The organism is Pseudomonas rhizozeae (genome assembly GCF_031583775.1).
Classification (GTDB): Bacteria; Pseudomonadota; Gammaproteobacteria; order Pseudomonadales; family Pseudomonadaceae; genus Aquipseudomonas.
In genome coordinates this window covers 29,419-55,285 of record NZ_JAVLSB010000036.1, presented here as the reverse complement: position 1 = coordinate 55,285, position 25,867 = coordinate 29,419, and the positions used below count along the sequence as shown (strand labels likewise).

At 60.6% G+C, this 25,867-nt stretch carries 22 protein-coding genes; 7 read left to right on the top strand and 15 right to left on the bottom strand.

From position 1 onward, the window contains the following. Positions 1–33 precede the first annotated feature (33 nt). Positions 34–1,995 (bottom strand): DNA primase, encoded by a 1,962-nt coding sequence (gene dnaG, locus RG836_RS11390; protein WP_310845495.1) that lies wholly within the window; start codon positions 1,993–1,995, stop codon positions 34–36. Positions 1,996–2,483: 488 nt separating this feature from the next. Beyond that, positions 2,484–2,699, bottom strand: coding sequence for a 30S ribosomal protein S21 (rpsU, locus tag RG836_RS11385; RefSeq protein ID WP_002551877.1), 216 nt, complete (start codon positions 2,697–2,699; stop codon positions 2,484–2,486). Positions 2,700–2,898: 199 nt separating this feature from the next. Here rpsU and tsaD point away from each other — a divergent pair, with 199 nt between their 5' ends. Beyond that, on the top strand, positions 2,899–3,924 hold the full coding sequence (tsaD, locus tag RG836_RS11380) for a tRNA (adenosine(37)-N6)-threonylcarbamoyltransferase complex transferase subunit TsaD (RefSeq protein WP_310845493.1): 1,026 nt from the start codon (positions 2,899–2,901) through the stop codon (positions 3,922–3,924). Positions 3,925–3,942: 18 nt separating this feature from the next. Here the strand turns inward: tsaD and plsY are convergent, their stop codons facing one another. Next, positions 3,943–4,512, bottom strand: a complete 570-nt coding sequence (plsY, locus tag RG836_RS11375) for a glycerol-3-phosphate 1-O-acyltransferase PlsY (protein WP_310845491.1) — start codon at positions 4,510–4,512, stop codon at positions 3,943–3,945. Between the two features lie 74 nt (positions 4,513–4,586). Between plsY and folB the strand changes: the two genes are divergently transcribed. Next, positions 4,587–4,943: a dihydroneopterin aldolase gene (gene folB, locus RG836_RS11370; RefSeq protein WP_310845490.1), complete on the top strand. Its 357-nt coding sequence runs from the start codon at positions 4,587–4,589 to the stop codon at positions 4,941–4,943. Then, positions 4,934–5,452, top strand: coding sequence for a 2-amino-4-hydroxy-6-hydroxymethyldihydropteridine diphosphokinase (folK, locus tag RG836_RS11365; protein ID WP_310845488.1), 519 nt, complete (start codon positions 4,934–4,936; stop codon positions 5,450–5,452). Before folB ends, folK begins: the two co-directional genes overlap by 10 nt. A gap of 98 nt (positions 5,453–5,550) precedes the next feature. On the opposite strand, the gene RG836_RS11360 is transcribed toward folK, so the two are convergent. The 11 genes from RG836_RS11360 to RG836_RS11310 form a co-directional block, all read right to left on the bottom strand. Continuing rightward, on the bottom strand, positions 5,551–6,780 hold the full coding sequence (locus tag RG836_RS11360) for a multifunctional CCA addition/repair protein (RefSeq protein WP_310845486.1): 1,230 nt from the start codon (positions 6,778–6,780) through the stop codon (positions 5,551–5,553). Positions 6,781–6,843: 63 nt separating this feature from the next. Then, a complete protein-coding gene (locus RG836_RS11355; protein ID WP_310845484.1) occupies positions 6,844–8,406 on the bottom strand; it encodes a SpoVR family protein in 1,563 nt (520 codons plus the stop codon). Then, positions 8,403–9,674 (bottom strand): YeaH/YhbH family protein, encoded by a 1,272-nt coding sequence (locus RG836_RS11350; RefSeq protein WP_310845482.1) that lies wholly within the window; start codon positions 9,672–9,674, stop codon positions 8,403–8,405. The genes RG836_RS11355 and RG836_RS11350 overlap by 4 nt, the downstream gene beginning before the upstream one ends. A gap of 140 nt (positions 9,675–9,814) precedes the next feature. Beyond that, positions 9,815–11,737: a PrkA family serine protein kinase gene (locus RG836_RS11345; RefSeq protein ID WP_310845480.1), complete on the bottom strand. Its 1,923-nt coding sequence runs from the start codon at positions 11,735–11,737 to the stop codon at positions 9,815–9,817. 296 nt (positions 11,738–12,033) lie between these two features. After that, complete coding sequence (glpE, locus tag RG836_RS11340; RefSeq protein WP_310845478.1) at positions 12,034–12,363, bottom strand: thiosulfate sulfurtransferase GlpE; 330 nt, start codon at positions 12,361–12,363, stop codon at positions 12,034–12,036. A 34-nt stretch (positions 12,364–12,397) separates the two neighbouring features. Next, the gene (locus RG836_RS11335; RefSeq protein WP_310845476.1) at positions 12,398–13,276 is read right to left on the bottom strand and encodes a symmetrical bis(5'-nucleosyl)-tetraphosphatase; all 879 of its coding nucleotides are present in this window, start codon (positions 13,274–13,276) and stop codon (positions 12,398–12,400) included. Next, positions 13,276–13,656, bottom strand: a complete 381-nt coding sequence (gene apaG / locus RG836_RS11330) for a Co2+/Mg2+ efflux protein ApaG (protein ID WP_310845474.1) — start codon at positions 13,654–13,656, stop codon at positions 13,276–13,278. Before apaG ends, RG836_RS11335 begins: the two co-directional genes overlap by 1 nt. 122 nt (positions 13,657–13,778) lie before the next feature. Further along, the gene (gene rsmA, locus RG836_RS11325; RefSeq protein WP_310845473.1) at positions 13,779–14,597 is read right to left on the bottom strand and encodes a 16S rRNA (adenine(1518)-N(6)/adenine(1519)-N(6))-dimethyltransferase RsmA; all 819 of its coding nucleotides are present in this window, start codon (positions 14,595–14,597) and stop codon (positions 13,779–13,781) included. Continuing rightward, entirely contained in the window at positions 14,594–15,583 is a 990-nt protein-coding gene (gene pdxA, locus RG836_RS11320; RefSeq protein ID WP_310845472.1) for a 4-hydroxythreonine-4-phosphate dehydrogenase PdxA, read from the bottom strand. The genes rsmA and pdxA overlap by 4 nt, the downstream gene beginning before the upstream one ends. Then, positions 15,580–16,896, bottom strand: coding sequence for a peptidylprolyl isomerase SurA (surA, locus tag RG836_RS11315; protein WP_310845470.1), 1,317 nt, complete (start codon positions 16,894–16,896; stop codon positions 15,580–15,582). Before surA ends, pdxA begins: the two co-directional genes overlap by 4 nt. Continuing rightward, the gene (locus RG836_RS11310; RefSeq protein WP_310845469.1) at positions 16,877–19,678 is read right to left on the bottom strand and encodes an LPS-assembly protein LptD; all 2,802 of its coding nucleotides are present in this window, start codon (positions 19,676–19,678) and stop codon (positions 16,877–16,879) included. The genes surA and RG836_RS11310 overlap by 20 nt, the downstream gene beginning before the upstream one ends. 130 nt (positions 19,679–19,808) lie before the next feature. On the opposite strand from RG836_RS11310, the gene RG836_RS11305 reads away from it, so the two are divergent. The 3 genes from RG836_RS11305 to RG836_RS11295 are packed head-to-tail and all read left to right on the top strand — an operon-like array spanning position 19,809 to position 22,271. Next, complete coding sequence (locus tag RG836_RS11305) at positions 19,809–20,834, top strand: aminoglycoside phosphotransferase family protein (RefSeq protein WP_310845467.1); 1,026 nt, start codon at positions 19,809–19,811, stop codon at positions 20,832–20,834. After that, positions 20,831–21,502 carry an N-acetylmuramate alpha-1-phosphate uridylyltransferase MurU gene (gene murU, locus RG836_RS11300; protein WP_310845466.1) on the top strand — a complete coding sequence of 224 codons (672 nt, stop codon included), beginning with the start codon at positions 20,831–20,833 and terminating at the stop codon, positions 21,500–21,502. Before RG836_RS11305 ends, murU begins: the two co-directional genes overlap by 4 nt. Before the next feature lies 1 nt (position 21,503). After that, entirely contained in the window at positions 21,504–22,271 is a 768-nt protein-coding gene (locus tag RG836_RS11295; RefSeq protein WP_310845464.1) for a TerB family tellurite resistance protein, read from the top strand. A 110-nt stretch (positions 22,272–22,381) separates the two neighbouring features. Here RG836_RS11295 and RG836_RS11290 read toward each other — a convergent pair whose 3' ends face one another. Further along, on the bottom strand, positions 22,382–23,380 hold the full coding sequence (locus tag RG836_RS11290; protein ID WP_310845462.1) for an alpha/beta hydrolase family protein: 999 nt from the start codon (positions 23,378–23,380) through the stop codon (positions 22,382–22,384). Between the two features lie 72 nt (positions 23,381–23,452). On the opposite strand from RG836_RS11290, the gene RG836_RS11285 reads away from it, so the two are divergent. Continuing rightward, positions 23,453–25,858, top strand: coding sequence for a PAS domain-containing sensor histidine kinase (locus RG836_RS11285; RefSeq protein ID WP_310845460.1), 2,406 nt, complete (start codon positions 23,453–23,455; stop codon positions 25,856–25,858). The last annotated feature ends 9 nt before the right edge of the window (positions 25,859–25,867 follow it).

Sequence of the window (25,867 nt, the reverse complement as noted above, 5' to 3'; positions counted from 1 at the left end):
AAACAAGCCGAGGATTATACCTGAGCTATGACCTCACGCGCCAGTTGAGGTCGGGCTTGATGCGGAAACATTGCGACTTAAAAGGTCGCGCAGTTGATTTTTCTCTTCAATGCTCAACTCGCTTTGACGAGCTTTCCTGAGCAGTTGTTCCAGATTTCGCTCGCGTTGGCGGGCTGACAAGCTAGTAATGGTGTCGAAAAACTGTTGTTCAAGGTTATCTCCATCAATCAGCCATTCCTTCTCCGCCAATGCCTTGAGCAATTTCCCTTGCTCGGTGCCGTGCCATCGGGCGATCAACTGAAAAGAGTTTAGCTTGGGATTCTTCTGTACGGCTTCGAGCAGGGCTACCAGCAATTGCGTGTTGGTGTGATCCTCAGCCGCGAAATGCCCTGCGTCCTCGACCTTCTCCGCCAATTGCGGGTGATGCAGCAAGGTACGCAAAGCCGCCAGTGTTGGGGGTTCGACGGCGGCCGGCACGCGTGGGGCACGTGGCTGGTCACGATCACTGCCACGCTTGCCGTTTTTGTCCCAAGACTTCTTGTCCCACTTCTTGCCGCCGGCGCCGGGTTTCTTCGGTGTCCATTCCTGCTGCGGCGTGTACATCTCCTGAGGCCGATGGTAGTCGCTGAAATCCGGCATGGCGCCGTAATCGACGCCCGGGTCGTAAGTGGGCGGCGCATCTTGAGGTGCGCTCCGCACCAATTGACTGACCGCCTCGCCACTGAGGCCGGTGATTTCCGTCAGACGCTGACGCATCAGGATCCGCAGATTGGCGCCCGGCACCTTGTCGATCAGCGGTGCGGCGAGGGTGGCCATGTGTGCCTTGCCCTCGAGCGAGCGCGGATCCGCTTCTTCGGTCAGTTGCTGGAAAAAATAATCCGCCAGCGGCTGCGCGTGTTGATTGATCCGTGCGCGAAAGGCGTCGGTGCCTTCGGAGCGGACCAGGGTGTCCGGGTCTTCGCCTTCGGGCAGAAACAGAAAGCGTGCACGCCGCCCGTCCTGCAGGCTCGGCAGCGTCGACTCCAGCGCCCGCCACGCGGCGTTGCGGCCGGCCTGGTCGCCATCAAAACAAAACAACACGTTAGGCACCACGCGAAACAACCGCTTGAGGTGCTCTTCGCTGGTGGCCGTGCCCAAGGTTGCAACGGCATTGCGCAGACCTTGCTGAGCCAGGGCAATCACGTCCATGTAGCCTTCAACGACGATGATTTCGTCGAGGTTGCGGTTGTTCTTGCGTGCTTCGTACAGGCCGTAGAGTTCTTGGCCCTTATGGAAGACCGGGGTCTCCGGTGAGTTCAAATACTTGGGCTTGTCGTCGCCGAGCACGCGCCCGCCAAACGCGATGATCCGGCCACGGCTGTCGCGGATCGGGAACATCACGCGGTCGCGGAAGCGGTCGTAGCGCTTGCCGGTCTCGGCGTTTTCGATCAGCAGGCCCGCATCAACCATCGCTTTCTGTTGCAGTGTGTCGCTGCTCAGGTGCTTGAACAGGTTGTCCCAGCCTGGCGGTGCGAAGCCGAGGCCGAAGTCGCGGGCGATTTCGCCGGTCAGGCCGCGACCTTTCAAGTAATCGACCGCTGCTTTGCGCGATGGATGGCTTTTCAGCGCCTGGCGATAGAAATCGGCGGCGGCAGTCAGCAGCGGGTACAGCGGCGAGTCGGTGGGCTGGCGCGGTTTGTGCGCCCGGCCACTTTCCTCGCGGGGTATTTCCATGCCAGCGGCTTTGGCCAGTTCTTCGACCGCCTGGATGAAGTCCAGGTTGTCGTGGTCCATCATGAAGCCGAGGGCATTGCCGCCGGCGCCGCAGCCGAAGCAGTAGTAGAACTGCTTGTCGGGGCTGACGCTAAACGACGGGGTTTTCTCTTTGTGGAACGGGCAGCACGCGGTGTAGTTCTTGCCGGCTTTTTTCATTTGCAGGCGCGAGCTGACCACGTCGACGATGTCGGTACGGTTCAGAAGGTCGTCAATAAAGCTCTGGGGAATCAGCCCGGCCATGGCGTTCTCATCTTCACTACGTGCAAAAGGGGCCCAAAACGTTGGGCGGGCGACATCGGGTCAGTGTGTGGCGCACGGCAAATGTGCGGCTCGACCGGGTATCGTCTGCGTCATCGCTGTCGGGGAGTGTATCTGCCGAAAATCCACTGACGTTAGTAACTATCAGCATTCGACTATTTGAAAGTGTTGCGCTGAATCCGGTCACGACCCGTAAAGGTCTCGGAGAGCTCAAAAATCGGGCACGCAGCAGGTGCCTTGGGCTGATCGTCGTAAGAGGAATCAGTGGGGTGTGCTCGTCAGTAGCCTTGGAAGGCTCGTCAGAAGAGACGTGCACCGCTGGCAAAAGAGCCAGGTCTGACGCTGTAAAACAGGTTGTCGCGGTCGCGTCTGCGGCGTTGACGGGTGAACCATTTCAAGCGATATCCGCAAATGCCATAAGCCCGGCTGAGGGCCGGGCTTGGCAGAAGCTTGCTACGAACGTCTGTGTATTAGTACAGACGAACGGCGCGGCGCTGTTCGCGCTGAACTTTCTTGGCGTGACGCTTAACAGCGGCTGCTGCTTTACGCTTACGCTCAGAAGTTGGCTTCTCGTAAAATTCGCGGCTACGAACTTCAGCCAGTACACCGGCTTTTTCGCAGGAGCGCTTGAAACGACGCAGAGCTACGTCGAAGGGTTCGTTCTCTTTAACTTTGACGGCTGGCATCCAGAGCTACCTTCATTCATTACCGGGGTCAACATCCTCGCGGCAAAAGAGCACTTGAAGACGTCGGTTTTTAAGGGTTGCGGATGTTAACCCCTCATCGCTCGGAATGCAAAGCCTCTGATCGAAAACCGCTGGTCGGGGCATCGCGTGGCGACTATTATGCGCGCCTTCGAATTTAGCCTAAACAAGGCGCAAACCCATGCTAGTACTGGGATTAGAAACCTCCTGCGACGAAACCGGTGTCGCATTGTACGACAGTGAACGCGGGTTGCTGGCTGACGCATTGTTCAGCCAGATCGACCTGCACCGCGCCTACGGCGGCGTAGTGCCGGAGCTGGCCTCGCGTGATCACGTCAAACGCATGCTGCCCTTGATCCGCCAGGTGTTGGCCGAAGCGGGCTGCGTGCCGACCGAGATCGACGCCATCGCCTACACCGCCGGCCCCGGTCTGGTCGGGGCGTTGCTAGTGGGTGCTTCATGCGCGCAGGCGCTGGCGTTCGCCTGGGGCATTCCGGCCCTCGGCGTGCACCACATGGAAGGCCACTTGCTGGCGCCAATGCTGGAATCAAAACCGCCTGAGTTCCCGTTCGTCGCTTTGCTGGTCTCTGGCGGGCACACGCAACTGGTGCAGGTCGACGGCATTGGCCAATACAGCCTGCTCGGCGAAACCCTGGACGATGCCGCCGGCGAGGCATTCGACAAGACCGCGAAGATGATGGGGCTCAATTATCCTGGCGGTCCGGAAATCGCCAAATTGGCGGAGAAGGGCAGTGCAGGACGTTTCGTTTTTCCGCGCCCGATGTGTGATCGCCCGGGCCTGGATTTCAGCTTCAGCGGTCTTAAAACCTTTGCCTTGAACACCTGGCAGCAAAGCGTCAGCGCCGGAGACGACCGCGAGCAAGCCCGTTGCGACATCGCGCTGGCGTTCCAGCAAGCCGTGGTGGAGACTTTGACCATCAAGTGCAAGCGAGCGCTGAAGCAGGCGGGCATGAAGCGCCTGGTGATCGCTGGCGGCGTCAGCGCCAACAAGGCGTTGCGTCTGTCGCTGGAAAAGATGCTCGGCGACCTCAAGGGTGACGTGTTTTACGCCCGTCCGGAGTTCTGCACCGACAATGGCGCGATGATCGCGTTCGCCGGTTGCCAGCGCTTGCAGGCCGGCCAGCACGAAAGCCTGGCGATCAGCGTGCAAGCGCGCTGGCCGATGGAGCAGTTGTCGCCGCTTTGATGAGTTCGTCTGGAAGATTCAGAAATGCCGTTCGCGCCCGGCAAACAGGTCGCGTAGATTGCCGCGATGGCGCCAGACGATTAGTCCGGTCAGCACGGTCATCGGCAGCAACGCCGCCGGTTCCTGCCAAGCCAGCAACGGCAGGGTCAGGGGGGTGGCGATCAGCGCTGCCAGCGAGCTGGTGCGGGTCAGGTAGAACGTCAGCAGCCAGGCGCAAATCGCCAGCAGTGCGGCCGGCGGGTAAAGCCCCAGCAGCATGCCGGCGGCGGTGGCGACGCCTTTGCCGCCGCGGAAACGAAAGTACACCGGGAACAGGTGGCCGATGACCGCGCAGACGCCGATCCAGGCCTGTTCTTGCAAGGAAAGGCCGGCGAGGCTGGCGATCAGCACCGGCAGCAAGCCTTTGCAGAGATCGCCGATCAGGGTCAGGATCGCCAGTTTGCGGCCCGCTAGACGCAACATGTTGGTTGCGCCGGCATTGCCCGAGCCACTCATTCGCGGGTCCGGGAGACCGGTCAGGCGGCTGAGCAAAATGGCGAAGGACAGCGAGCCGAGCAGGTAGGCGAGGAGCGCCAGTAACCAAAACATGCTAACTATTCCGGGCAGGGACGCCCTGATTCTAACGGCGCATTGCGCCCTTGTCGTGCAGCGGAGAAAAGTGCTTGGACAGAGTGTTTATCGAGGGTCTGGAAGTCGACACCGTGATCGGGGCCTACGACTGGGAACGAGACATCCGACAGTGCCTGCGCCTGGATCTGAGCTTTGCCTGGGACAATCGCCCGGCCGCTGCGGGCGATGACCTGAACCTGGCGCTCGATTACGCCAGCGTCTCGACGCGCATTCAGGCGTTTGCCGAGCACGCCAAGTTCGAGTTGGTGGAAACCTTTGCCGAGCGCCTCTGTGAGGTGCTGATGAGCGAATTCAACATTACCTGGATGCGTCTGAAACTGACCAAGCCAGGGGCCGTCCCGGCAGCCACCGGGGGCGTGGGCGTGGAGATTGAGCGCGGATGTCGCTGACTCAGGTTTTTCTCGGGCTCGGTAGCAATATAGAGCGCGAAACCCACCTCCAGGCAGGGCTTGAAGCGCTGGCCGGGTTTCTGGTGGACATGCGCTGTTCGGCGGTGTTCGAGAGCCAGCCAGTGGGCATCAAGAGCGGGCCGTTCTTCAATTTTGTGGTCTCGGCCTTCACCGATCTGCCGCTGATGGAGCTCGACCGCCGCTTGAAATTCATCGAGGCCGACAACGGTCGCTATGCTCCGGACCGCAAGGGCCTTCCGCTAGACATCGACGTATTGCTGTTCGGCGACCTGGTGGGCAATTTTGATGGCCTGATCCTGCCGCGCGCCGAGATTCTGAAAAACGCCTTTGTGCTGTGGCCGTTGTCGCTGATCGCGCCGGACAGGCTGCATCCGGGTGTAGGCAAAAGCTTCGCGGCCCTGTGGGCCGATGCGCAGATTGATCAGGTGTTGGCGCCAGTGTCGTTTGAGTGGCGCGGTCAGCCACTGACATCTTCAGATCTTCTGTGAAATTGAAGGCTCCTTCGCGAGCAGGCTCGCACCCACATTGGCTTGACTAACCCCGTGGGAGCGAGCCTGCTCGCGAATGGAGTATTGCGGCCTAACTCTCAGGCTGACGCCGCCTCTTTGTAGGCCTTCAGCACCTTCAACCGCTCACGCTTGATCGCCTCACCCAGCTCTGGCCCTTTGAATCCCTTCTCCAGCAACGGTTGCACCTCCACCGCCCGTGCAGCTGAAGCCGCGCCACGCAGATACTCCGCCTGTGGATAACTGCGCTGCTCCAGACCTTTTCGGCCTCGGGCGTCCATTTCGCACGCGGCGATAAATTCCTCAAACCGTTGCGGCCGGCGATAAACATCGAAACTCTGCAACAACGCCAGCAAGGTCGAGGCTTTGAGTTCCAGCGCGCGATGGCCGTGGGTGTGGTACTCGCCCACCAGCAACGCCAGTTCCTGGCAATCGCGCGGCGCCTTGAATCGTTCGTTGACCGCTTTGATCAGTTTCAAGCCTTTGAACTCGTGGGCGATGTGCCGTGGCCATTCGCTCTTGGGTGTCAGGCCTTTGCCGAGGTCATGCAACAGGCAAGCCCAGCGCACAGTCAGCGGCTGCTCGTTCAACGCCGCTTGATGCAGGACGCTCAAGGTGTGTACGCCGGTGTCGATCTCCGGGTGATGGGCTTCGGGTTGCGGCACGCCAAACAAGGCGTCGACTTCCGGCATCAGCACTTCAAGCGCGCCGCAATCTCGTAGCACTTGGATAAACACCTGCGGCTGATCTTCCATCAGTGCGCGGGAAATTTCTTTCCAGCTGCGCTCGGCAGTCAAGGCTTGCAGTTCGCCGGATTCGCTGAGCGCACGCATCAATTCCAGGGTCTCCGGGGCGATGCTGAATCCAAGTCCGGCGTAACGTGCGGCGAATCGGGCCACGCGCAGCACGCGCAGAGGATCTTCGGCGAACGCGGGGGATACGTGGCGGAGTACGCGGGCTTCCAGGTCCGATTGACCGTGGTAGGGGTCAGTCAGGTTGCCGTGATCGTCTTCGGCCATGGCGTTGATCGTCAGGTCGCGGCGAACCAGGTCTTCTTCCAGCGTGACCTCGGGGCTGGCATGAAACACGAAGCCGCCGTAGCCGCGACCGCTCTTGCGTTCGGTGCGGGCCAAGGCGTATTCGTCGCCGGTTTTCGGGTCAAGAAACACCGGGAAATCCGCACCCACCGGGCGAAAACCCTTGGCGATCATTTCCTCGGCGCTGGCGCCCACCACCACCCGGTCGATATCGGTGACAGGCTGGCCGAGCAAGCGATCGCGGACTGCGCCGCCCACTTTATAAATCTGCATAAAAAACCTCCGTAAGCCCGACAGGATAACCCTTGCGTCGAACTTGCGGAGGCGGGAAGCGTTTCAAAGATGAATGACGGCCAGGTCCAGTCGCCCGTAATCCCCCTCGGCGTGTTCGCTGCGCGGCGGTACGTGATGGGTTTTCATCACTTGGTCGCCTTGCAGGGTTTCCAAGTGAATGTCGAAGCCCCACAGTCGATGCAGGTGTTTGAGCACTTCCTCGGTGGACTCGCCCAGCGGCTTGCGGTCATGTTGCTGATGGCGCAGGGTCAGCGAACGGTCGCCTCGACGGTCGATGCTGTAGATCTGCACGTTGGGCTCGCGATTGCCGAGGTTGTACTGCGCCGCCAGGGTTTCGCGGATGGTCCGGTAACCGCTCTCGTCGTGGATGGCCGGTACCAGCAGGTCATCCTTTTGGTCGTCGTCGAGGATGCTGAACAGCTTGAGGTCGCGGATCACTTTGGGCGACAGATACTGCAGGATGAAACTCTCATCCTTGAAGCTGCTCATGGCGAACTTCACACTCGACAGCCAATCGGTGCCGGCGATGTCCGGGAACCAGCGATAGTCCTCTTCGGTGGGTTCTTCGCACATGCGCCGGATATCCCGGTACATGGCAAAACCCAGCGCGTAGGGGTTGATGCCGCTGTAGTAAGGGCTGTCAAAGCCCGGCTGCATGACCACACTGGTGTGGGACGTCAGGAACTCCATCATGAAGCCGTCGGTGACCAGGCCTTCGTCGTACAGGTCGTTCATCAGCGTGTAATGCCAGAACGTCGCCCAGCCTTCGTTCATCACCTGGGTCTGGCGCTGTGGATAAAAATACTGGGCGATCTTGCGCACGATCCGCACGATCTCACGCTGCCAGGGCTCCAGAAGCGGTGCATGCTTTTCGATGAAATACAGGATGTTTTCCTGAGGTTCGGCGGGGAAGCGCGCATTGTCCTTGTCGCTATACTTGTCCGCACCTTTCGGGATGGTGCGCCACAGGTCGTTGATCTGCTTCTGCAAGTGTTCTTCGCGGTCCTTCTGGCGGCGGCGCTCTTCCTCGGCGGAAATCGGGTAGGGGCGTTTGTAGCGGTCGACCCCGTAGTTCATCAGCGCGTGGCAGGAATCGAGCAAGTCCTCAACCGCGTCGATGCCATGGCGCTCCTCGCACTGCATGATGTACTGCTTGGCGAACACCAGGTAATCGATGATCGAACTGGCGTCGGTCCAGGTGCGGAACAGGTAATTGCCTTTGAAGAAACTGTTGTGGCCGTAGCAGGCATGCGCCACCACCAGGGCCTGCATGCAGATGGTGTTCTCTTCCATCAGGTAGGCGATGCACGGGTCGGAGTTGATTACGATCTCGTAGGCCAACCCCATCTGCCCGCGACTGTAGGACTTTTCGGTGCTGAGGAAGTGTTTGCCGTAGGACCAATGGTGATAGCCCAGCGGCATCCCGACCGACGCATAAGCGTCCATCATCTGCTCAGCGGTGATGACTTCGATCTGGTTGGGGTAGGTGTCCAGGGCGTAACCGGCCGCGATCCGACTAATTTCACGGTCGTAGGCCTGGATCAGCTCGAACGTCCATTCGGAGCCAGTGGAAATGGGTTGGCGTTTCTGCTCTTTGGCGGTCATGTCACTAACCTGCGCTGGAAGAGTTCACGGAAGACCGGATAGATATCCCCGGCCGAGACCAGTTGTTGCTGGGCAAAAGTTTCTGAGAAAGCGTCGGCGATGCGTTCGTACTCGAACCATAAGGCCTGGTGTTCGCGCGGGGTGATTTCGACGTAGGTGTAGTACTGCACGAACGGCATGATCTGGTTGATCAGGATATCCCGGCAAATGGGCGAGTCGTCGTTCCAGTTATCGCCGTCCGAGGCTTGCGCGGCGTAGATGTTCCACTCGTTGCTCGGATAGCGCTCGGCCATGATCTCTTGCATCAGCTTCAGGGCGCTGGAAACGATGGTGCCGCCGGTTTCCCGCGAGTAGAAAAACTCCTCTTCATCCACTTCGCGAGCGCTGGTGTGGTGACGGATGAACACCACGTCGATCTTGTCGTAGTTACGCTTGAGGAACAGGTACAGCAGGATGAAGAAGCGTTTGGCGATGTCTTTGGTGGCCTGGGTCATGGAGCCGGAGACGTCCATCAGGCAGAACATCACTGCTTTGGAGCTGGGGTTGGGCTGCTTGATCAGCAGGTTGTACTTGAGGTCGAAGGTGTCGAGGAAGGGCACGCGATGGATGCGCGCGCTGAGCTTTTCGATTTCTTCCTGCAAAGCCTGGATATCGCCGAAGTTATCCGGTTCTTCCAGTTTCAAGCGCTCGAGTTCGGCCTTGGCGTCTCGCAGTTTGGCCCGGCTGCTGCCGGACAGGGCGATACGCCGCGCATGGGCCGAGCGCAGTGTCCGGATAATGTTGATGCGCGAGGGATTGCCTTCATTGCTGATCCCGGCGCGCACGGTCTTGAAGGTGTCGGTGCCGGTCAAGTTGCGTTTGACCAGATTGGGCAGTTCGAGGTCTTCGAACATGAACTCCAGAAACTCTTCCTGAGTGATCTGGAACACAAACTCGTCCATGCCTTCGCCGGAATTGCCCGCCTTGCCAGGGCCTTTGCCACCGCCGCCGCCCTGGGGGCGAGCGATGTGTTCGCCGCTGGTGAACTCCTTGTTGCCCGGATGCACCACGGTTTGTTTACCGCCGCGCCCGTGATGCAGCACCGGTTCGTCGATGTCGCGACCGGGAATGCTGATTTGCTCGCCATGCTCCATATCGGTGATGGAGCGCCGGCTCACCGCCTCTTCGACGGCTTTCTTGATGTGATCACGGTAGCGCCGCAGAAAACGCTGGCGGTTAACCGTGCTCTTGTTCTTGCCATTGAGGCGTCGGTCGATCACATAGCTCATAGGCCCTCCGGGAGCTTCGAGTCATAAGCTTCAAGCTGCAAGACAGAAGCTTCGGAAACAAGCGGCGCGCGACATATGGCGACAATCCCGCAAACCCTGCGCTGTTGTCTTTTTGCCGTCGCGTGCCGCTTGCAGCTCCCTTACTGGGACTTTCTGACCCGCAGGTACCACTCGGAGAGCAGTCGTACCTGTTTGTCCGTGTAGCCACGCTCGACCATTCGAGTGACGAAGTCGTTGTGTTTCTGTTGGTCCTCTTTGCTGGCCTTGGCGTTGAAACTGATAACCGGCAGCAAGTCTTCGGTGTTGGAGAACATCTTCTTCTCGATGACCACCCGCAGCTTTTCGTAACTGAGCCAGGTCGGGTTCTTGCCGTTGTTGTTGGCCCGGGCGCGCAGCACGAAGTTGACGATTTCGTTGCGGAAATCCTTCGGATTGCTGATACCGGCGGGTTTTTCGATTTTCTCCAGCTCTTCGTTCAGGGCCACGCGGTTGAGGATCTCGCCGGTTTCCGGATCGCGGTATTCCTGATCCTGAATCCAGAAGTCTGCGTAGAGCACGTAGCGATCGAAGATGTTTTGTCCGTACTCGCTGTAAGACTCAAGGTAGGCGGTCTGGATCTCCTTGCCGATGAATTCGATATAACGCGGCGCCAGGTATTCCTTGAGGAAGCGCAGATAACGTTCGCGGGTCTCCGCCTGGAATTGCTCTTGCTCAATCTGCTGTTCCAGTACGTAGAGCAGATGCACCGGGTTGGCGGCGATTTCATGGGGATCGAAGTTGAACACCTTGGACAGGATTTTGAACGCAAATCGCGTCGACAGACCGTTCATCCCCTCGTCGACCCCTGCAGAGTCGCGGTATTCCTGGATCGACTTGGCTTTCGGATCGGTGTCCTTGAGGTTTTCGCCGTCGTAGACACGCATCTTCGAGTAAATGTTTGAGTTTTCCGGCTCTTTGAGGCGCGAGAGCACAGTGAACTGGGCAAGCATCTTCAGCGTGTCGGGAGCGCAATGAGCCTTGGCCAGGGAGCTGTTGAACAGCAACTTGTCGTAGATCTTCACTTCGTCGCTGACCCGTAGGCAGTACGGCACTTTGACGATGTAGATCCGGTCGATGAAGGCTTCGTTGTTTTTGTTGTTACGGAAGGTGTGCCACTCCGACTCGTTAGAGTGGGCCAGCAGAATGCCGGTGAACGGAATCGCCCCCAGGCCCTCGGTGCTGTTGTAGTTACCTTCCTGGGTCGCCGTCAGCAACGGGTGCAAGACCTTGATCGGCGCCTTGAACATTTCGACGAATTCCATCAGGCCCTGGTTGGCCCGGCACAGCGCCCCGGAGTAGCTGTAGGCGTCGGCGTCGTTTTGCGGGAATTCTTCCAGTTTGCGGATATCGACCTTGCCCACCAGCGCCGAAATGTCCTGGTTGTTCTCGTCACCCGGTTCGGTCTTGGCGACGGCGATTTGATTGAGGATCGACGGGTAGAGCTTGACCACCCGGAACTGGCTGATATCGCCGCCGAACTCAGACAGTCGCTTGGTTGCCCACGGCGACATGATGGTGTTGAGGTAGCGACGCGGGATGCCGAAATCTTCCTCGAGGATCGCGCCATCTTCCGTGGCGTTGAACAACCCCAGTGGCGACTCGAACACGGGCGAGCCTTTGATCGCGTAGAACGGCACTTTCTCGATCAGTTGCTTGAGCTTCTCGGCCAGGGACGACTTACCGCCGCCCACCGGGCCGAGCAGGTAAAGGATTTGTTTCTTCTCTTCCAGGCCTTGGGCGGCATGGCGGAAATACGACACGATCTGGTCGATGCATTCTTCCATCCCGTGGAAGTCTTCAAAGGCCGGATAACGACGGATCACCTTGTTGGAAAAGATGCGCGACAGCCTCGAATTGGTCGAGGTGTCCAGCAGCTCCGGTTCACCGATGGCCAGCAATAGACGCTCGGCGGCGGAAACGTAGGCGCTACGGTCCTGCTTGCACAGCTCCAGGTACTCTTGCAGCGAGAATTCTTCCTGGCGTGTGGACTCGAAGCGTTGTTGGAAGTGGCTAAAGATACTCATGACGTCACCTCGCTCGATACGTGGAGCCGACGCCGGATCACTCAGTCGATGCTGGCAGCAGCCGGATATGCAGCTGCTGTTTACCCCCCAGAACCCCTCAAGGCTCATCGCCCCGAAAGCTACTCCCGATGACCCGCGCGCCGGTGTACCGGCTCTCCCCTGTTTTGGATGGCCTGGGCTTAAGGATAGTTGGGAATTCAGGAGGTAAAGGCGAGATACGTAATTAGTTGTGGCAGACCGTTCGTCCGCCGCCGCGCAAGCCCACGGAAGCCGGGGCCTGCGCGACGTGAAAAAAATTATTCAGAGGTGCCTTGGGCCGTTTCCGCTGGATAGGTAGTGCGCCACAGCTCAAAACCGCCGTCCATGCTGTACACGTCGGAGAACCCTTGGCTGACCAGATAGGCGGCAGCGCCCTGGCTGGAATTGCCGTGGTAGCAGACCACCACGGTCGGTGCATCGAGGTCGGCGGCCTGGATGAAGGCGTGCAGCGAATGGTTGTCCAGATGCTTCGAGCCGCTGATATGCAGCGCGGCATAGGTGGCGGGGTCGCGTACGTCGACCACCACCGCGCCTTGTTCGCGCAGGGCCTGGGCTTGTTCTGGAGGGATGCGTTTGAATTCGCTCATGGCGGGCTCCTGTGGCCTGACTTGATGGCGCGACCTAGCGCGCCGCGGCGGCCGTGATGTGTTCGGGAAGAGGGTGGTGATGGGGCTTGGCGTGGCCCTGCTCATCGCATTCGCAAAGCAGCCGCGCGCCGGTATCGACATTCAGTAGCGTCATGGCGCCGCCCCACACGCAACCGGTGTCGAGGGCGAAAATGCCGGGCTCGTCGCAGCGGCCTTCGAGTGCCGCCCAATGGCCGAAGATGATCTTCAGGCCACGGGTCTTGCGCTCTATATGGCTGAACCAGGGCGCGTAGCCTGGCGGCGCGGTGTCGACGCCTTCCTTGCCCTTGAGTTCGAGCTTGCCTTCGCTGGTGCAGAAGCGCATGCGCGTGAAATAGTTGGTGATGACCCGCAACCGGGTCACGCCCTTGAGGTCGCTGTCCCATTTGGCGGGCTCGTTGCCATACATGCCATCGAGGAACGGCTCGATCAGATTGTCATCCCGCAGGGCTTCTTCCACCTCCGCGGCATATTTGAGGGCTTTGCGCAGCGACCATTGCGGTGGAATGCCGGCATGCACCAGGGCAATGTCCCGTTGCTCGTCGTAGTGCAACAGCTTTTGCTGGCGCAACCATTCGAGCAGCTCCTGGCCGTCCGGGGCCTCGAGGATTTCGCGCAAGGTATCGGCTTTCTTCAGGCGCTCGATGTTGCGTCCGGCCGCCAGCAGGTGCAGGTCATGATTACCGAGCACGCAGACTACGGACTCGCGGATGCTATAGAGGTAGCGCAGGGTTTCCAGCGATTGCGGCCCGCGGTTGACCAGATCGCCCACCAGCCACAGCTGGTCTTTGAGCGGATCGAAGGCCACTTGCTTGAGCAGGCATTGCAGCGCATCCAGGCAACCTTGCACGTCACCGACCGCGTAGGTGGCCATCAGTGCAAGGCCCCGGGGACGGCCAGGCGGAACGGCGCGATCACCGCATCGAAGTGCTTGCCGTCGTCAGCAATCATTTCGTAAGTGCCTTGCATGGCGCCGACCTTGGTGTTCATTACCGTGCCGCTGCTGTAGGTGTGGCTCGCGCCGGCCTCGATCAGCGGTTGCAGGCCTACCACGCCGGCGCCGCGCACTTCTTCGACATGCCCGTCACCGTCGGTGATCACCCAGTGCCGCGTCAGCAGCTTGGCCGGTAGCTGGCCATTGTTCTGCACGGTAATGGTGTAGGCGAAGGCAAAACGGTTGTGCTCGGGTTGCGATTGTTCTGCCAGATAGCGGGTGACGACGCTGACGTCGACCTGATAACGAGGATCGGACATGCAAAAGGCCTTAAAAGCGAAGCGGGACGCGGGGCGTAGCTGATGGAGCTCAGTCTAGGCAAGTATCGGGTAGTAAACCAGAGACGAGCGCTCGTGTCCTACCCGATAACACGCGGCGTCCGTCAGTCGGCGGCAGGCGCCTGTAGGACTTGTTCGCTGAGCTTGTCGGCCAGACGCACGAATGCCGCCAGATCAAGTTGCTCCGGGCGCAGGCTGCCGTCGACGCCAGCGGCCTCGATTTCGGCGTTGCTCAGCAACAGTTTCAGGGTGTTGCGCAGGGTTTTGCGCCGCTGGTTGAAGGCTTCGCGCACCACGCGCTCGAGCAGGCGATGATCCTTGGCCGGGTGCGGCAACACGGCGTGCGGCACCAGGCGGACGATTGCCGAGTCGACTTTCGGCGGCGGGTTGAACGCGCCGGGGCCGACGTTGAACAGGTGTTCGACGCGGCAGTGGTACTGAACCATGATCGACAACCGGCCCCAGTCACCGCCGCCCGGCCCGGCGGCGAGGCGCTCGACCACTTCTTTCTGCAGCATGAAGTGCATGTCGCGGATGATGCTGGCGTTGTTCAACAGGTGGAAAATCAGCGGAGTAGAGATGTTGTACGGCAGATTGCCGACCACCCGCAGGCTGTTCGGCGCGGCGTTGAGGCTGTTGAAGTCGAACTTCAGCGCATCGCCCTGGTGCAGGTTGAAATTGCTCTTGCCGGCGAACTGCTGGTTGAGGATCGGGATCAGGTCCTTGTCCAGTTCCACCAAATCGAGTTGCGCGCCGCTGTTCAGCAGGCCTTGGGTCAAGGCACCCTGGCCCGGGCCGATTTCCAGCAGGCGGTCTTCAGGTTTGGCGCGGATGGCGCGCAGGATGCGGTCGATAACGCCGGCATCGTGCAGGAAGTTCTGGCCAAAGCGTTTACGCGCCTTGTGTTGGTAGTGCTCGGTCATAAACGGGTCTCGGCCATCTGGTAGGCGGTTTCCAGGGCGACTTGCAGGCTGCCGGTGTCGATCTTGCCGCTGCCGGCCAGATCCAGGGCAGTGCCGTGGTCGACCGAGGTACGAATGATCGGCAGGCCCAAGGTCACGTTGACCGCTGCGCCGAAGCCTTTGTACTTCAGCACGGGCAGGCCCTGATCGTGGTACATCGCCAGCACCGCGTCGCAGTGCTCCAGATACTTGGGGGTAAACAGAGTGTCGGCGGGCAAGGGGCCGCGAAGGTCCATGCCTTCACCGCGCAGACGCTCCAAGGTGGGTTCGATGATGTCGATTTCTTCATGGCCCAGGTGGCCACCCTCACCGGCGTGGGGGTTGAGCCCGCAGACCAGGATGCGTGGCTGGGCAATGCCGAATTTATCTTGCAGGTCGGCATGCAGGATGCGCGTGACCCGCTCCAGGCGTTCCGACGTGATGGCATCGGCAATTTCACGCAGCGCCAGATGGGTGGTCACCAGCGCAACGCGCAGGCCGCGAGTCGCCAGCATCATCACCACTTGTGCGGTGTGAGTCAGGTCAGCAAGGAATTCGGTGTGGCCGGAGAAGGCGATTCCGGATTCGTTGATCACGCCCTTGTGCACCGGGGCGGTGATCATCCCGGCGAAATGCCCGTCGAGGCAGCCTTGACCGGCGCGGGTCAGGGTTTCCAGAACGAAAGCGGCGTTGGCTTTGTCCAGTTGCCCCGCGATTACCGGGGCACTGAGTGGGGTGTCCCAGACGTACAGGCTACCGGCGGTTGCGGGCAGGTCGGGCCAGTTGTCCGGGGTCACCGGCAACAGGTTGACGGCCACACCCAGTTGCGCGGCCCGCTCGATGAGCAGGTCGCAACTGGTGATGGCAATCAGGGGATGGGGCTGGGCTTGCGTGGCCAGCAGCAGGCACAGGTCTGGACCTATGCCCGCTGGCTCGCCGGGAGTCAGCGCGAAACGCCGGGGTTTCACTGCGCTGCCTGGTCTGCACCAGGGAGTTTGATCTCTACGTACGCTTCGTCGCGGATCTGACGCAGCCAGGTTTGCAGCTCTTCATCGTATTTACGGTTGCGCAGTACGGTCATGGCTTGCTGCTCACGGGCCTGGGACGTGCTGTCGGTGGCGCGGCGGCCGAGGACTTCCAGGACATGCCAGCCATATTGAGTCTGGAACGGCTTGGACAGTTGACCTTGTGGGGTCTTGGCCATCACTTCGCGGAACTCGGGCACCAGGACGTTCGGGTCGATCCAGTTAAGGTCGCCGCCGTTCAGCGCCGAGCCTGGGTCTTCCGAGAAGTTCTTCGCCAGTTCGGCAAAGTCTTCGCCGGCTTCGATACGGCTGTACAGCGAATCAGCCAGCGCCTTGGTTTTCAGTTCATCGCGGATCGGGCTTGGCTTGACCAGGATGTGGCGCACATGCACCTCATCACGCATTTGGGTTTCGCCGCCACGCTTGTCGAGAATCTTCAGGATGATGAACCCGCCCGGCGTACGCATTGGCTGGGTGATGTCGCCTACCGCCATGGTACCGAGCATGCGGTCGAACGGAGGAGGCAATTGGGCCGCTTTACGAAAACCCATGTCGCCGCCTTCCAGGGCGGTTTCACTGGCGGACTGGGCAATGGCCATCTGACCGAAGTCAGCGCCTTGCTTCAGTTGCTGGTACACCGCATCGGCTTTTTTCGCCGCCGCCTGGATGGCGTCAGAGTTTGCGCTTTCCGGCGTAGGAATCAGGATGTTGGCCAGGCGGAATTCTTCCGACAGCTGCATCTTGCCCAGGTCGGACGCGAGGAAGTTCTTCACTTCCTGCTCAGACACCTGAATACGCTCGGCCACACGGCGCTGACGCACACGGCTGATGATCATTTCACGACGAACCTGGTCGCGGGCGTCGTCATAGGACAGACCATCGCGGGCAAGGGCGGCGCGGAATTGATCCACGGACATGCTGTTGCGCTGGGCAATGGTGCCGATCGCCTGGTTCAGCTCTTCATCGGTGATGCGGATGCCGGAACGTTCGCCAATCTGCAGTTGCAGGTTTTCGACGATCAGGCGCTCGAGCACCTGTTGATCCAGCACGCCGGCCGGCGGTGGCGCCGAGCCGCGCTTGGCGATGGTTTGCTCGACTTCGTGAACCCGTTGGTCCAGTTGGCTCTGCATCACCACGTCGTTGTCGACGATCGCGACCACTTTATCGATGGACTGCACCGCGGCGTTCGCCGCGGTACCCAGGAACAACGCGCCCAGCATCAGCGGGCGCAGACAATCAGAAAGCTTGGTCTTCACGTTGACGATAACCTTGGATGCCTTTGTCGAGGAAACTCTCTACCTTGGCGCCGGTGAGGCCGCCGAGTCCCTTCAGAACAATTTGGAGGAAGACGCCGTGGTCGCCTTTTTCGTTTTCCGGGGCGTTCTGACTGAACTCGTCATAGCTGACCCAGTAACGGTTGATCAGGCGCAGTTTCCAGCAGCAGTTGTCGTACTCGAAACCACCGAAGGCTTCCAGTGTACGGTTGCGGTTGTAGTCATACTGCCAGCGGCTGATGGCGTTCCACTGCGGCACGATCGGCCAGATCACCGAGAAGTCGTGCTGTTGGATCTTGTAGTAGTCCTTCACGTAGCCAGGCTGGCCTGGAGCGCCGTAGTCACCACCGCCCACCGACCACTTACCGGTGTTCTGGTCGTAACGGATCTGGTCATTACGATAGCGATAGCCGGCGTTGATGACCTTGTTCGGGTTGTCTTCTGGCTGGTAGTGGAACATCGCGCTACCCGAACGAGGGCTGCGGCTGTCCGGGTCCCAGTTGTAATCGGCGGTGGCGCGCCAGTCACGGTTCCAGCGGTATTCGTATTCCAGGGCGTATGGCGACACATCAGACTGCGTGTCTTCGCGGGTCCGGGCGTCGATACCTGGCAGTTGGACTTTGCGGTCCTTGAAGTACAGGGCCTGGCCCACGCTGATGCGTTGACGTTCGAAGCCGTTTTCTTCAATCCAGCGGTTGGTCACGCCCAGCGACAGCTTGTTCTCGTCGCCGACACGGTCGGAGCCGGAGAAACGGTTGTCGCGAAACAGCGAGGAGTAGTTGAAGGTGTATTCGCTGGTGTCGAAGACTGGAATGTCTTCCTGGTCTTTCTCAGGTACATAGAGGTAGAACAGGCGTGGTTCCAGGGTCTGGCGATAGTTTTTGCCGAACCAGGTGGTATTGCGGTCGAAGTACAGGCCGCTGTCGATGCTCGCAATCGGCACGCCACGGTTCTGGTTGCGGCTGTAGGTACCGTTGAGACGGTCGCCTTCAGGGCTCTGAGCGGCGATCTGTGCTTTACCGGTGCCATCCAGGTCCAGATCGTACTGGGTGTACTGATACTTGAGCGTTGGTTTCAGGAAACCGTAAGTCCAGTCCAATGGCAGGCTGACGGCCGGCGCGACATTAAGACGGTCACCGGTTGCACGAGCCAAGCCTACGATATTGTTGTCGAGCCGTGGCTCGGTGGTCACGCCATCTTCCTGAACGAAGTTGCCGCTACGCAGATCCCGATCGAAGCGCACGATTTCAGTGTTGTACGTGAAATCGAGGCCGCTTGGGTGGTACGGCAGACGACCGTCGAAGTTGATCTGTGGCAGACGATCGTACGGCGTGAGGTTCGACACCGTCGCGAGTTGGTACGCCTGAGCGTTCAGTCGAGCTGTGTAGTTATCACCCCGGTAGCTGACGGAACCCTGCTGGTTCACGTAGTCCTCGCTCTTCACGCCAATCTGATCGGTGGACAGATCCTGGAAGTAATAAGGATCGCTGATCTTGGTGTAGTCAACCTGCGTGAACACGCGGGAGTCGAGGCCACCCTTGTGCTGCCAGTTGTACATGTAGCGGGTGTCTTTGTAGTCGCTCTGATTCTTGCGATCGTCGTCCTCGTCGTTGAGGAACGCCGCGCCGAATTGGCCTTCGCTGGATTTGGTCAGGTAGCGGAATTCGCCTTCCATCAGCAAGCCACGCTTGCTCATGTAACGCGGGTACAACGTGGCGTCGTAGTTCGGCGCCAGGTTGAAGTAGTACGGCGTGACCAGCAGGAAACCGGTATCGCTGCCACTGCCGATGGTCGGCGGCAGGAAGCCGGATTGACGACGGTCGTCGATCGGGAAATAGATGTACGGCGTGTACAGGACCGGAATGTCCTTGACCCGCAGTGTCACGTTGGTTGCGGTACCGAAGCCGGTCGCCGGGTTGAGGGTGATGTTGTTACCCTTCAATTGCCAGGCGTTGCTGTTCGGTTCGCAAGTGGTGTACGTACCGTCCTTGAGACGGATGATCGCGTTTTCGGCACGCTTGGCGTACAGCGCGTTACCGCGGATACGGGATTTGTGCATCACGTATTCGGCGTTGTCGACCTGGGCTTCGCCGGTGTCGAGTTGCACTTCGGCATGGTCGCCGACGATCAGCGCGCCATTGTCACGAATGCGCACATTGCCGTTGAGGTCGCCACGGCTTTCGGCCTGATACAGATTGGCCTCGTCCGCTTCCGCTTGCATGCTGCCCTGGCGCAGGACGACGTCACCGGCGAGGGTGGCGATCTGCTCATCCTGCTGATAACGCGAGGCCTTGGCACCGATGAAAGTCGGCGCGTCACTTTTCGCCGTCTTGTCATTCATGCCAGGACGTGTCGGTTCGATATAGGCGCCGGAGCAGTAAGGACCGGTTTCAGCCAATTGCGCGGCGGTGAGCTTCTCGCGCGGGACCCAGTCGAGGTGACTGTAGTCTTCGCTGCGGGACTTCAGGCCACGGCCCTTGGACTCGGTGACCAGCACAGGCTTGGGACCGCCGTCCTGGGTGGCGGCGCTTTCGCTCGCGGCTTCGCCACTGGCCGAAACGGCGCTGCCGTCATGCACCGGACGCGGAGGCAATGCAGCCGCTGGCGATTTGGGCGCGCAATCCCAGGCACCCGAAGCAGAGACTGAGCAGTCATACTGTTCCGCAGCGACCACGAATGGAGTGGCTAAAGGTTGCAGGGCCAGCAAACCGCCGGTTACCAGCAACGGAAATTTTTTACGAAACGCGGGGGATTTCAATGCCATCTTATTAGTCCGGGCTTCCTGCGTGCCATCTGCCCGCGGTGTGGGCCGCACGCCTCTCGATGGTCTGAAAAAGATGCTGGATAATAAAGCATGACCCGCTTGACGGCTAGCGCCGTCGGAGACCCTTGCAATGCCTGATCAAGATGTACGCTTGCAACACCTGAAAGTTTGGCTCGATGAACAGTTGGCAACGCTCTTCGCCGAACAGAATTGGGGCCCCGTGCCCCCGGCCACGTTGACTGCGGCCAGCAGCGACGCGAGTTTCCGGCGGTATTTTCGCTGGGAGGGAGAGGGTCGAAGTTTTGTCATCATGGATGCGCCGCCCCCCCAGGAAAACTGCAAACCCTTCGTGGATATCGCTTTTTTGCTGGGAAAATCCGGCATTAACGTACCGAAAATTTACGCCGAAGACCTCGAGCGCGGGTTTCTTTTGCTCAATGACCTGGGCAATCAGACCTACCTGGACGTGATCAATGGCGAAAACGCCGATGATTTGTTCCGAGATGCCCTCCAAGCGCTGCTGGCTTTTCAGCAGTTGCCGATGGTCGCGCCGCTGCCGAGTTATGACGTGGCATTGCTGCGCCGGGAACTGGAGCTGTTCCCGGAGTGGTACGTGAAGCGCGAACTGGGCATCGAACTGGATTCTGCACAGCAAGTCTTGTGGAAACGGGCCAGTGATCTGCTGATCGACAGCGCCCTGGCGCAGCCTAAAGTGTTGGTACACCGAGACTACATGCCGCGCAACCTGATGCTCAGCGAACCGAACCCAGGCGTGCTGGATTTCCAGGATGCGGTGTACGGCCCGGTCACTTACGACGTGACATGCCTGTTCAAGGATGCGTTCCTCAGCTGGCCCGAAGAGCGGGTGCGCGGCTGGTTGCAGGACTATTGGCAGCAGGCCGCAACGTTGAATATCCCGGTGCAGCCGGATTTTGAAGACTTCCTGCGTGCCAGCGACTTGATGGGGGTGCAGCGCCACCTCAAAGTCATCGGCATTTTCGCGCGCATCTGCCACCGCGATGGCAAGCCGCGTTACCTGGCGGACGTGCCGCGTTTCTTTGCTTATATAGAAGCGGTGCTGGAACGCCGGCCAGAGTTGGCGGAACTTGGGGAGTTGCTGGCGAGTTTGCGCCCAGCCCGGGGAGCCGCCGAATGAAAGCCATGATTCTGGCGGCAGGCAAAGGTGAGCGCATGCGCCCGCTGACCCTGACCACCCCCAAGCCGCTGGTGCGGGCGGCGGGGGTGCCGTTGATCGAATACCACCTCAAGGCGCTGGCGTCGGCCGGTTTTACCGAGATCGTGATCAACCACTCCTGGCTCGGGCAGCAGATCGAAGATTACCTGGGCGATGGTTCGCGCTTCGGCGTGAGCATCGCTTATTCGCCGGAGGGCGAACCGCTGGAGACCGGCGGCGGGATTTTCCGCGCATTGCCGTTGCTCGGTGACGACGCGTTCGTGGTGGTCAACGGCGATGTCTGGACCGACTACGACTTCAGCGCGTTGCGCCAACCCCTGGTCGGCCAGGCGCATTTGGTGTTGGCGGACAACCCGGCGCATCACCCGAACGGCGATTTCAATTTGATCGCAGGTCAGGTTCAGGATGCGGGATCCGCCGCCGATACCCTGACCTATAGCGGTATCGCCGTGTTGCATCCGGTCTTGTTCAACGGCTGCGCCGACGGTGCTTTCAAACTGGCACCCCTGCTGCGCAAGGCCATCGCCGATGGTCAGGTCAGCGGGGAGCACTGGCGCGGACACTGGATCGACGTGGGCACTCACGAACGTCTGGCAGAAGTGGAAACCTTGTTAGAAGCGAGACGTTGATATGTTGTGGCCAGGGACTCTGATCGGAGCCGGAGCCGGCTTCGCCATAGCCAGCATTCCGGGGGCCATGCTCGGCGCGCTGTTGGGGCAGGCGCTGGATCGGCGCCTGCAATTGCAAAGCCTGGCGCACCTGCGCGAGAAACTCGGCGGCCGGCCGATGCTGCGCAACGACGAGTTGCTGTTCGTGTTGCTGGGGCGGCTGGCCAAGTCTGACGGCGTGGTGGTGGACGGGCATATCCAGCAGGCGCGGGTGGAAATGCGCGCGCTGGACATGACCGATTCGGCACAGCGCCGGGCGATTGCGGCGTTCAACCGTGGCAAGACCGGGCATGATCGATTGCGCGGTTATCTGCGGCGCTTGAGCCGTCAGCCGCATGCGGCCGAAGGCGTATTGCGCGCCTGTTGGCGCATGGTCTGGGCCGACGGCCGGGCGGGCAACGCGGAGCAGGCGTTGATCGCTCAGTGGGGGCGCTGGCTGGGCTGGACGCCGGAGCAGGTCAAGGCGCTGGCCGCCGACTATGAACCGCAAAAGCGTTCATTGAACAGCAGCGGCGGCACGTACCAGGACGCCTTGCGCTTGCTCGGCGTGTCGGCCACCGCGGAACCTGCGCAGATCAAGCGGGCCTATCGGCGTCTGCTCAGTCGCCACCATCCGGACAAGATTGCCGGCAACGGAGCGACCGCCGCGCAGGTGCGCGAAGCGACCGAGCGAACCCGCGAGTTGCACAGCGCCTATTCGTTGATTCGTGAGCGACGGGATTTTCGCTAACCGCCAAATCGGGTGGTGCCTTTCGCGAGCAGGCTCGCTACCACAGAATGACAGCAGGCCCGACTATCCAGTGTGGGAGCGAGCCTGCTCGCGAATGAAGCCAACCCGGTCTACAGCTTATCCGCCTCGACACTCTGCGGGCTCAACCAGCCCCGAACCCGACGAAACAGTTGCTCTTGTTGGGCCTGGGTGTTGCCGGGCAAGGCCTTGAGCGAAACCTGGCTGAATGCTGAGGTCTTCAATCGTTTGCTGGCTTGCAGGCGTTCGAGGGCGGCGTTGCGATCCAGCGCTTTGTCCATATAGAAGATGTCGGCGGTGGGCAGCTTGAGGGTCGGCGTCAGTTCCGCCAGTTCAGGCTTGACTGCGGTCGGGGTCTGGGCCGCGACCATCACCAATTTCTCGACTTGCGCGGTTTGTTTCTCGCTGAGGTAGCGCGCCGCCCAATAGGCGCCGGTGCCGTGGCCGAGGATCACAATGCTGCGGGCGCTCTGTTGTTCGGCGTAGGCCACTGCCGCGTCGATGCGCGCGAAGATGCGCTCGGCGTCGACCCTGGATTGCTCTTCGCTGCTTTCGGCCGCCACTTTGTCCGGCACGTCGGCCTCGCCACCGGCGACTTGTTCGATCGGCGCGGCGGTGGTGGCGTCCTTGCTGGTAGGCGCGACAGTTGGCGTGGGCGGCGGGGCTTCGGCGGTGCGCGGGGCAATGACGTCGCTTTGCAGGTCCGGCAGGGTAATGCTCAGGCTGCTCCACTCGGCGTCCGGCAATTTGCGCCGTAACGGGCCGATTGCTTGCGGCCAGTCAACGCTTTCACCGGCGCCGGGGATGATAATCACCGCGCCCTTGGGCTCGGCAGTATTCGCCGGTTTCCACAAGGCCAGGAAGGTGTCGGCACCGGCTTGCAGTTGTTGCTGCTCCTGAATCGGGACTTTTCGTTCAAGGGCTGTCGCGTCTTCCTGACTACGCTCAAGCAATGGCTGACGCTCGAGCGGTTTTTCTTCCGCCGGTTTCGCTGCGTCAGGGGCCGAATCGGCGGCTTCGATAGAAAAGGCGCAAGGCAGGATCAGCGACAGGCACAATGCTGGCAGTGCCAAGCGATAAGAACGGGGCATCGGATATTCCAGGCCAGAAGTGATTCCGGCAGCCTAATAGGTTGGTCAGTATTTGTCAGTGTTGAGACTTCAATGATGCGTTTTCGCTGCCTGCTGGTTATCGGCTGTTTATGGTTTCCCTTGATGGGCTGGGCCGGCGCTGCGTCCGAAGTGCCGCAAGCGCACGCCGTGCAACTGTCGGCCGAACAATGGCAATGGCTGGCCGAGCACCGCGAATTGCGGGTCGGGCTGGTACTGCAAGCGCCGTATGCGCAATACGATCGGCGCTTGCAGCGCTTGTCCGGGGCCAATGTCGAATTGATGAAATGGCTGGCCAGCGTGCTCGGCGTGCAATTGAGCTGGCGTAATTTCCCCGATCTCGTGCAACTGGAAACCGCCGTGCGTGACGGCGAAGTCGACCTCGCTCCCGGCCTCACGCAAACCCCGGCCGGGCTGCGCTTGTGGCAGTTTTCCGACCCTTATATGCGCGTGCCGCAACTGGTCGTGGGTGACCAGAAGGGCAACGGCGCCGTGGAGCTGGACAAGGTCGACGACCAGTCGCGGATCGCCGTGCGCATGCCCAGCGCCATTGCCGATTACCTGCGCGGCAATTATCCGCACCTCAATCTGCAAGGCGTGCCCCAGGATCGCCAGGCCTTGCAACTGTTGCTGAGCCAGCAGGCGCGGTATGCGGTGGTCGATGAAGCGCAGCTCGGACGTTTATCGGCAGAGCCCGAGTTCGCCGGGCTGGCAGTGGTCGGTGACATTGGCCTGCCGCAGCTGCTGCGGGTGGCCACGCGCCGCGACTGGCCGGAATTGGCCGGCATCGTCGAAAATGGCTTGCGGGCGATTCCGGCCAAGGACTTGGAGCAATTGCACAGCCGCTGGTTGCAGCCCAAATACCCGCGCCTGAGCGAATCCCCCGGCTTTTGGCAGAACCTCACCCTGTTGTTGGCGCTGTTGCTGCTCAGTGCACTCGCCGTGGTGTTCTGGCAGCGGCGCCAGCAACACAGCCTGGAGCTTCGGCTGCGCGCGGCTCGCGAAGACATTGCCCTCCGCGCCGCCAGTGAAGAGGCGCTGCGCCTGACCCAGTTTTCCATCGATCAAAGCACCGTGGGCATTCTCTGGGTCAATTGGGACAGCCATGTGCGCTACGCCAACCGCGCGGCGGAACACATGCTCGGGTACCCGGCCGGCGGGATCATCGACCGGCCGCTGATCGACTTCGAGCCGGGCCTGCATATGGACCGCTGGCTCAACCTGTGGAAACGCGCCCGGGCCAGCGAGGACGGCCCGACCAGTTTCGAAACCCTGTGCGTGCGCGCCGATGGCAGTATCCTGCCGACGGACGTGTCGTTGAGTTTCCTGCGCTTTCGCGACGGCGAATACCTGGTGGTTTACCTCACCGATGTCACCGAGCGCCGACGCGCCCTGGCGGCGTTGCAGGAGAGTGAAGCCCGGCTGCAAGGTATCGCCGCCAACGTCCCCGGCCTGGTGTTTCGCCTGGAACGGGCGCCAGTCACCGGGCAACTCGACTTCGCCTACATCAGTGAGGGCAGCGAAACGCTGGTGGGCTACTCGCCGACGACCCTCGGGCATCCGGACATGGGCTTGCGCAGCCTGGTGCATCCCGACGACAAGGCCAGTTATCACCAGACCCAGGATCGGGCGCTGGATACCGACAGTGACTGGTCGTGGCAGGGCCGCATTCTTACGCGCCAAGGCCAGCAGCGCTGGGCCGAAATCAAGGCGATTACCCGTCAACTGGAGGACGGCGCTTATGTCTGGGACGGCATCGTCTGGGACATCAGCGAGAGCAAGCGCATCGAACTGGAACTGGCCAGCTCCCGTGAACAGCTGCGGGAATTGTCGGCGCACCTGGAGAGCGTGCGGGAAGAGGAAAAGGCGCGCATCGCCCGGGAAGTCCACGACGAATTGGGGCAGATGCTCACTGTGCTGAAACTGGAGACATCGATGTGCGAACTGGCCTACGCGCACCTCGACCCTGGCTTGAACGAACGCCTGAACAGCATGAAACGCCTGATCGCGCAGTTGTTCCAACTGGTGCGCGATGTGGCCACGGCGTTGCGCCCGCCGATTCTCGATGCCGGTATCGCTTCAGCCATCGAATGGCAAGCCCGGCGCTTCGAGGCGCGCACGCAGATCCCGTGCCTGGTGCAAGTGCCGGACAACCTGCCGGTCCTCAGCGATGCCAAGGCGATTGGCCTGTTCCGCATCCTTCAGGAAGCGCTGACCAATGTCATGCGCCATGCCCAGGCGCATACTGTCGAGCTGTCGCTGACCCTGGAGGGTAACGTATTGCGTCTGACGGTCAGTGATGATGGCGTAGGCTTTGTTCCCCAGACCGGTAGGTCGACGTCCTTCGGGGTGGTGGGCATGCGCGAGCGGGTGCTGATCATGGGCGGCGAGTTGATCCTGGACAGTGAACCGGGGGAGGGCACAACTTTGAGTGTGAAAGTGCCATTGGATGAGGCTTGAGCACCGCGA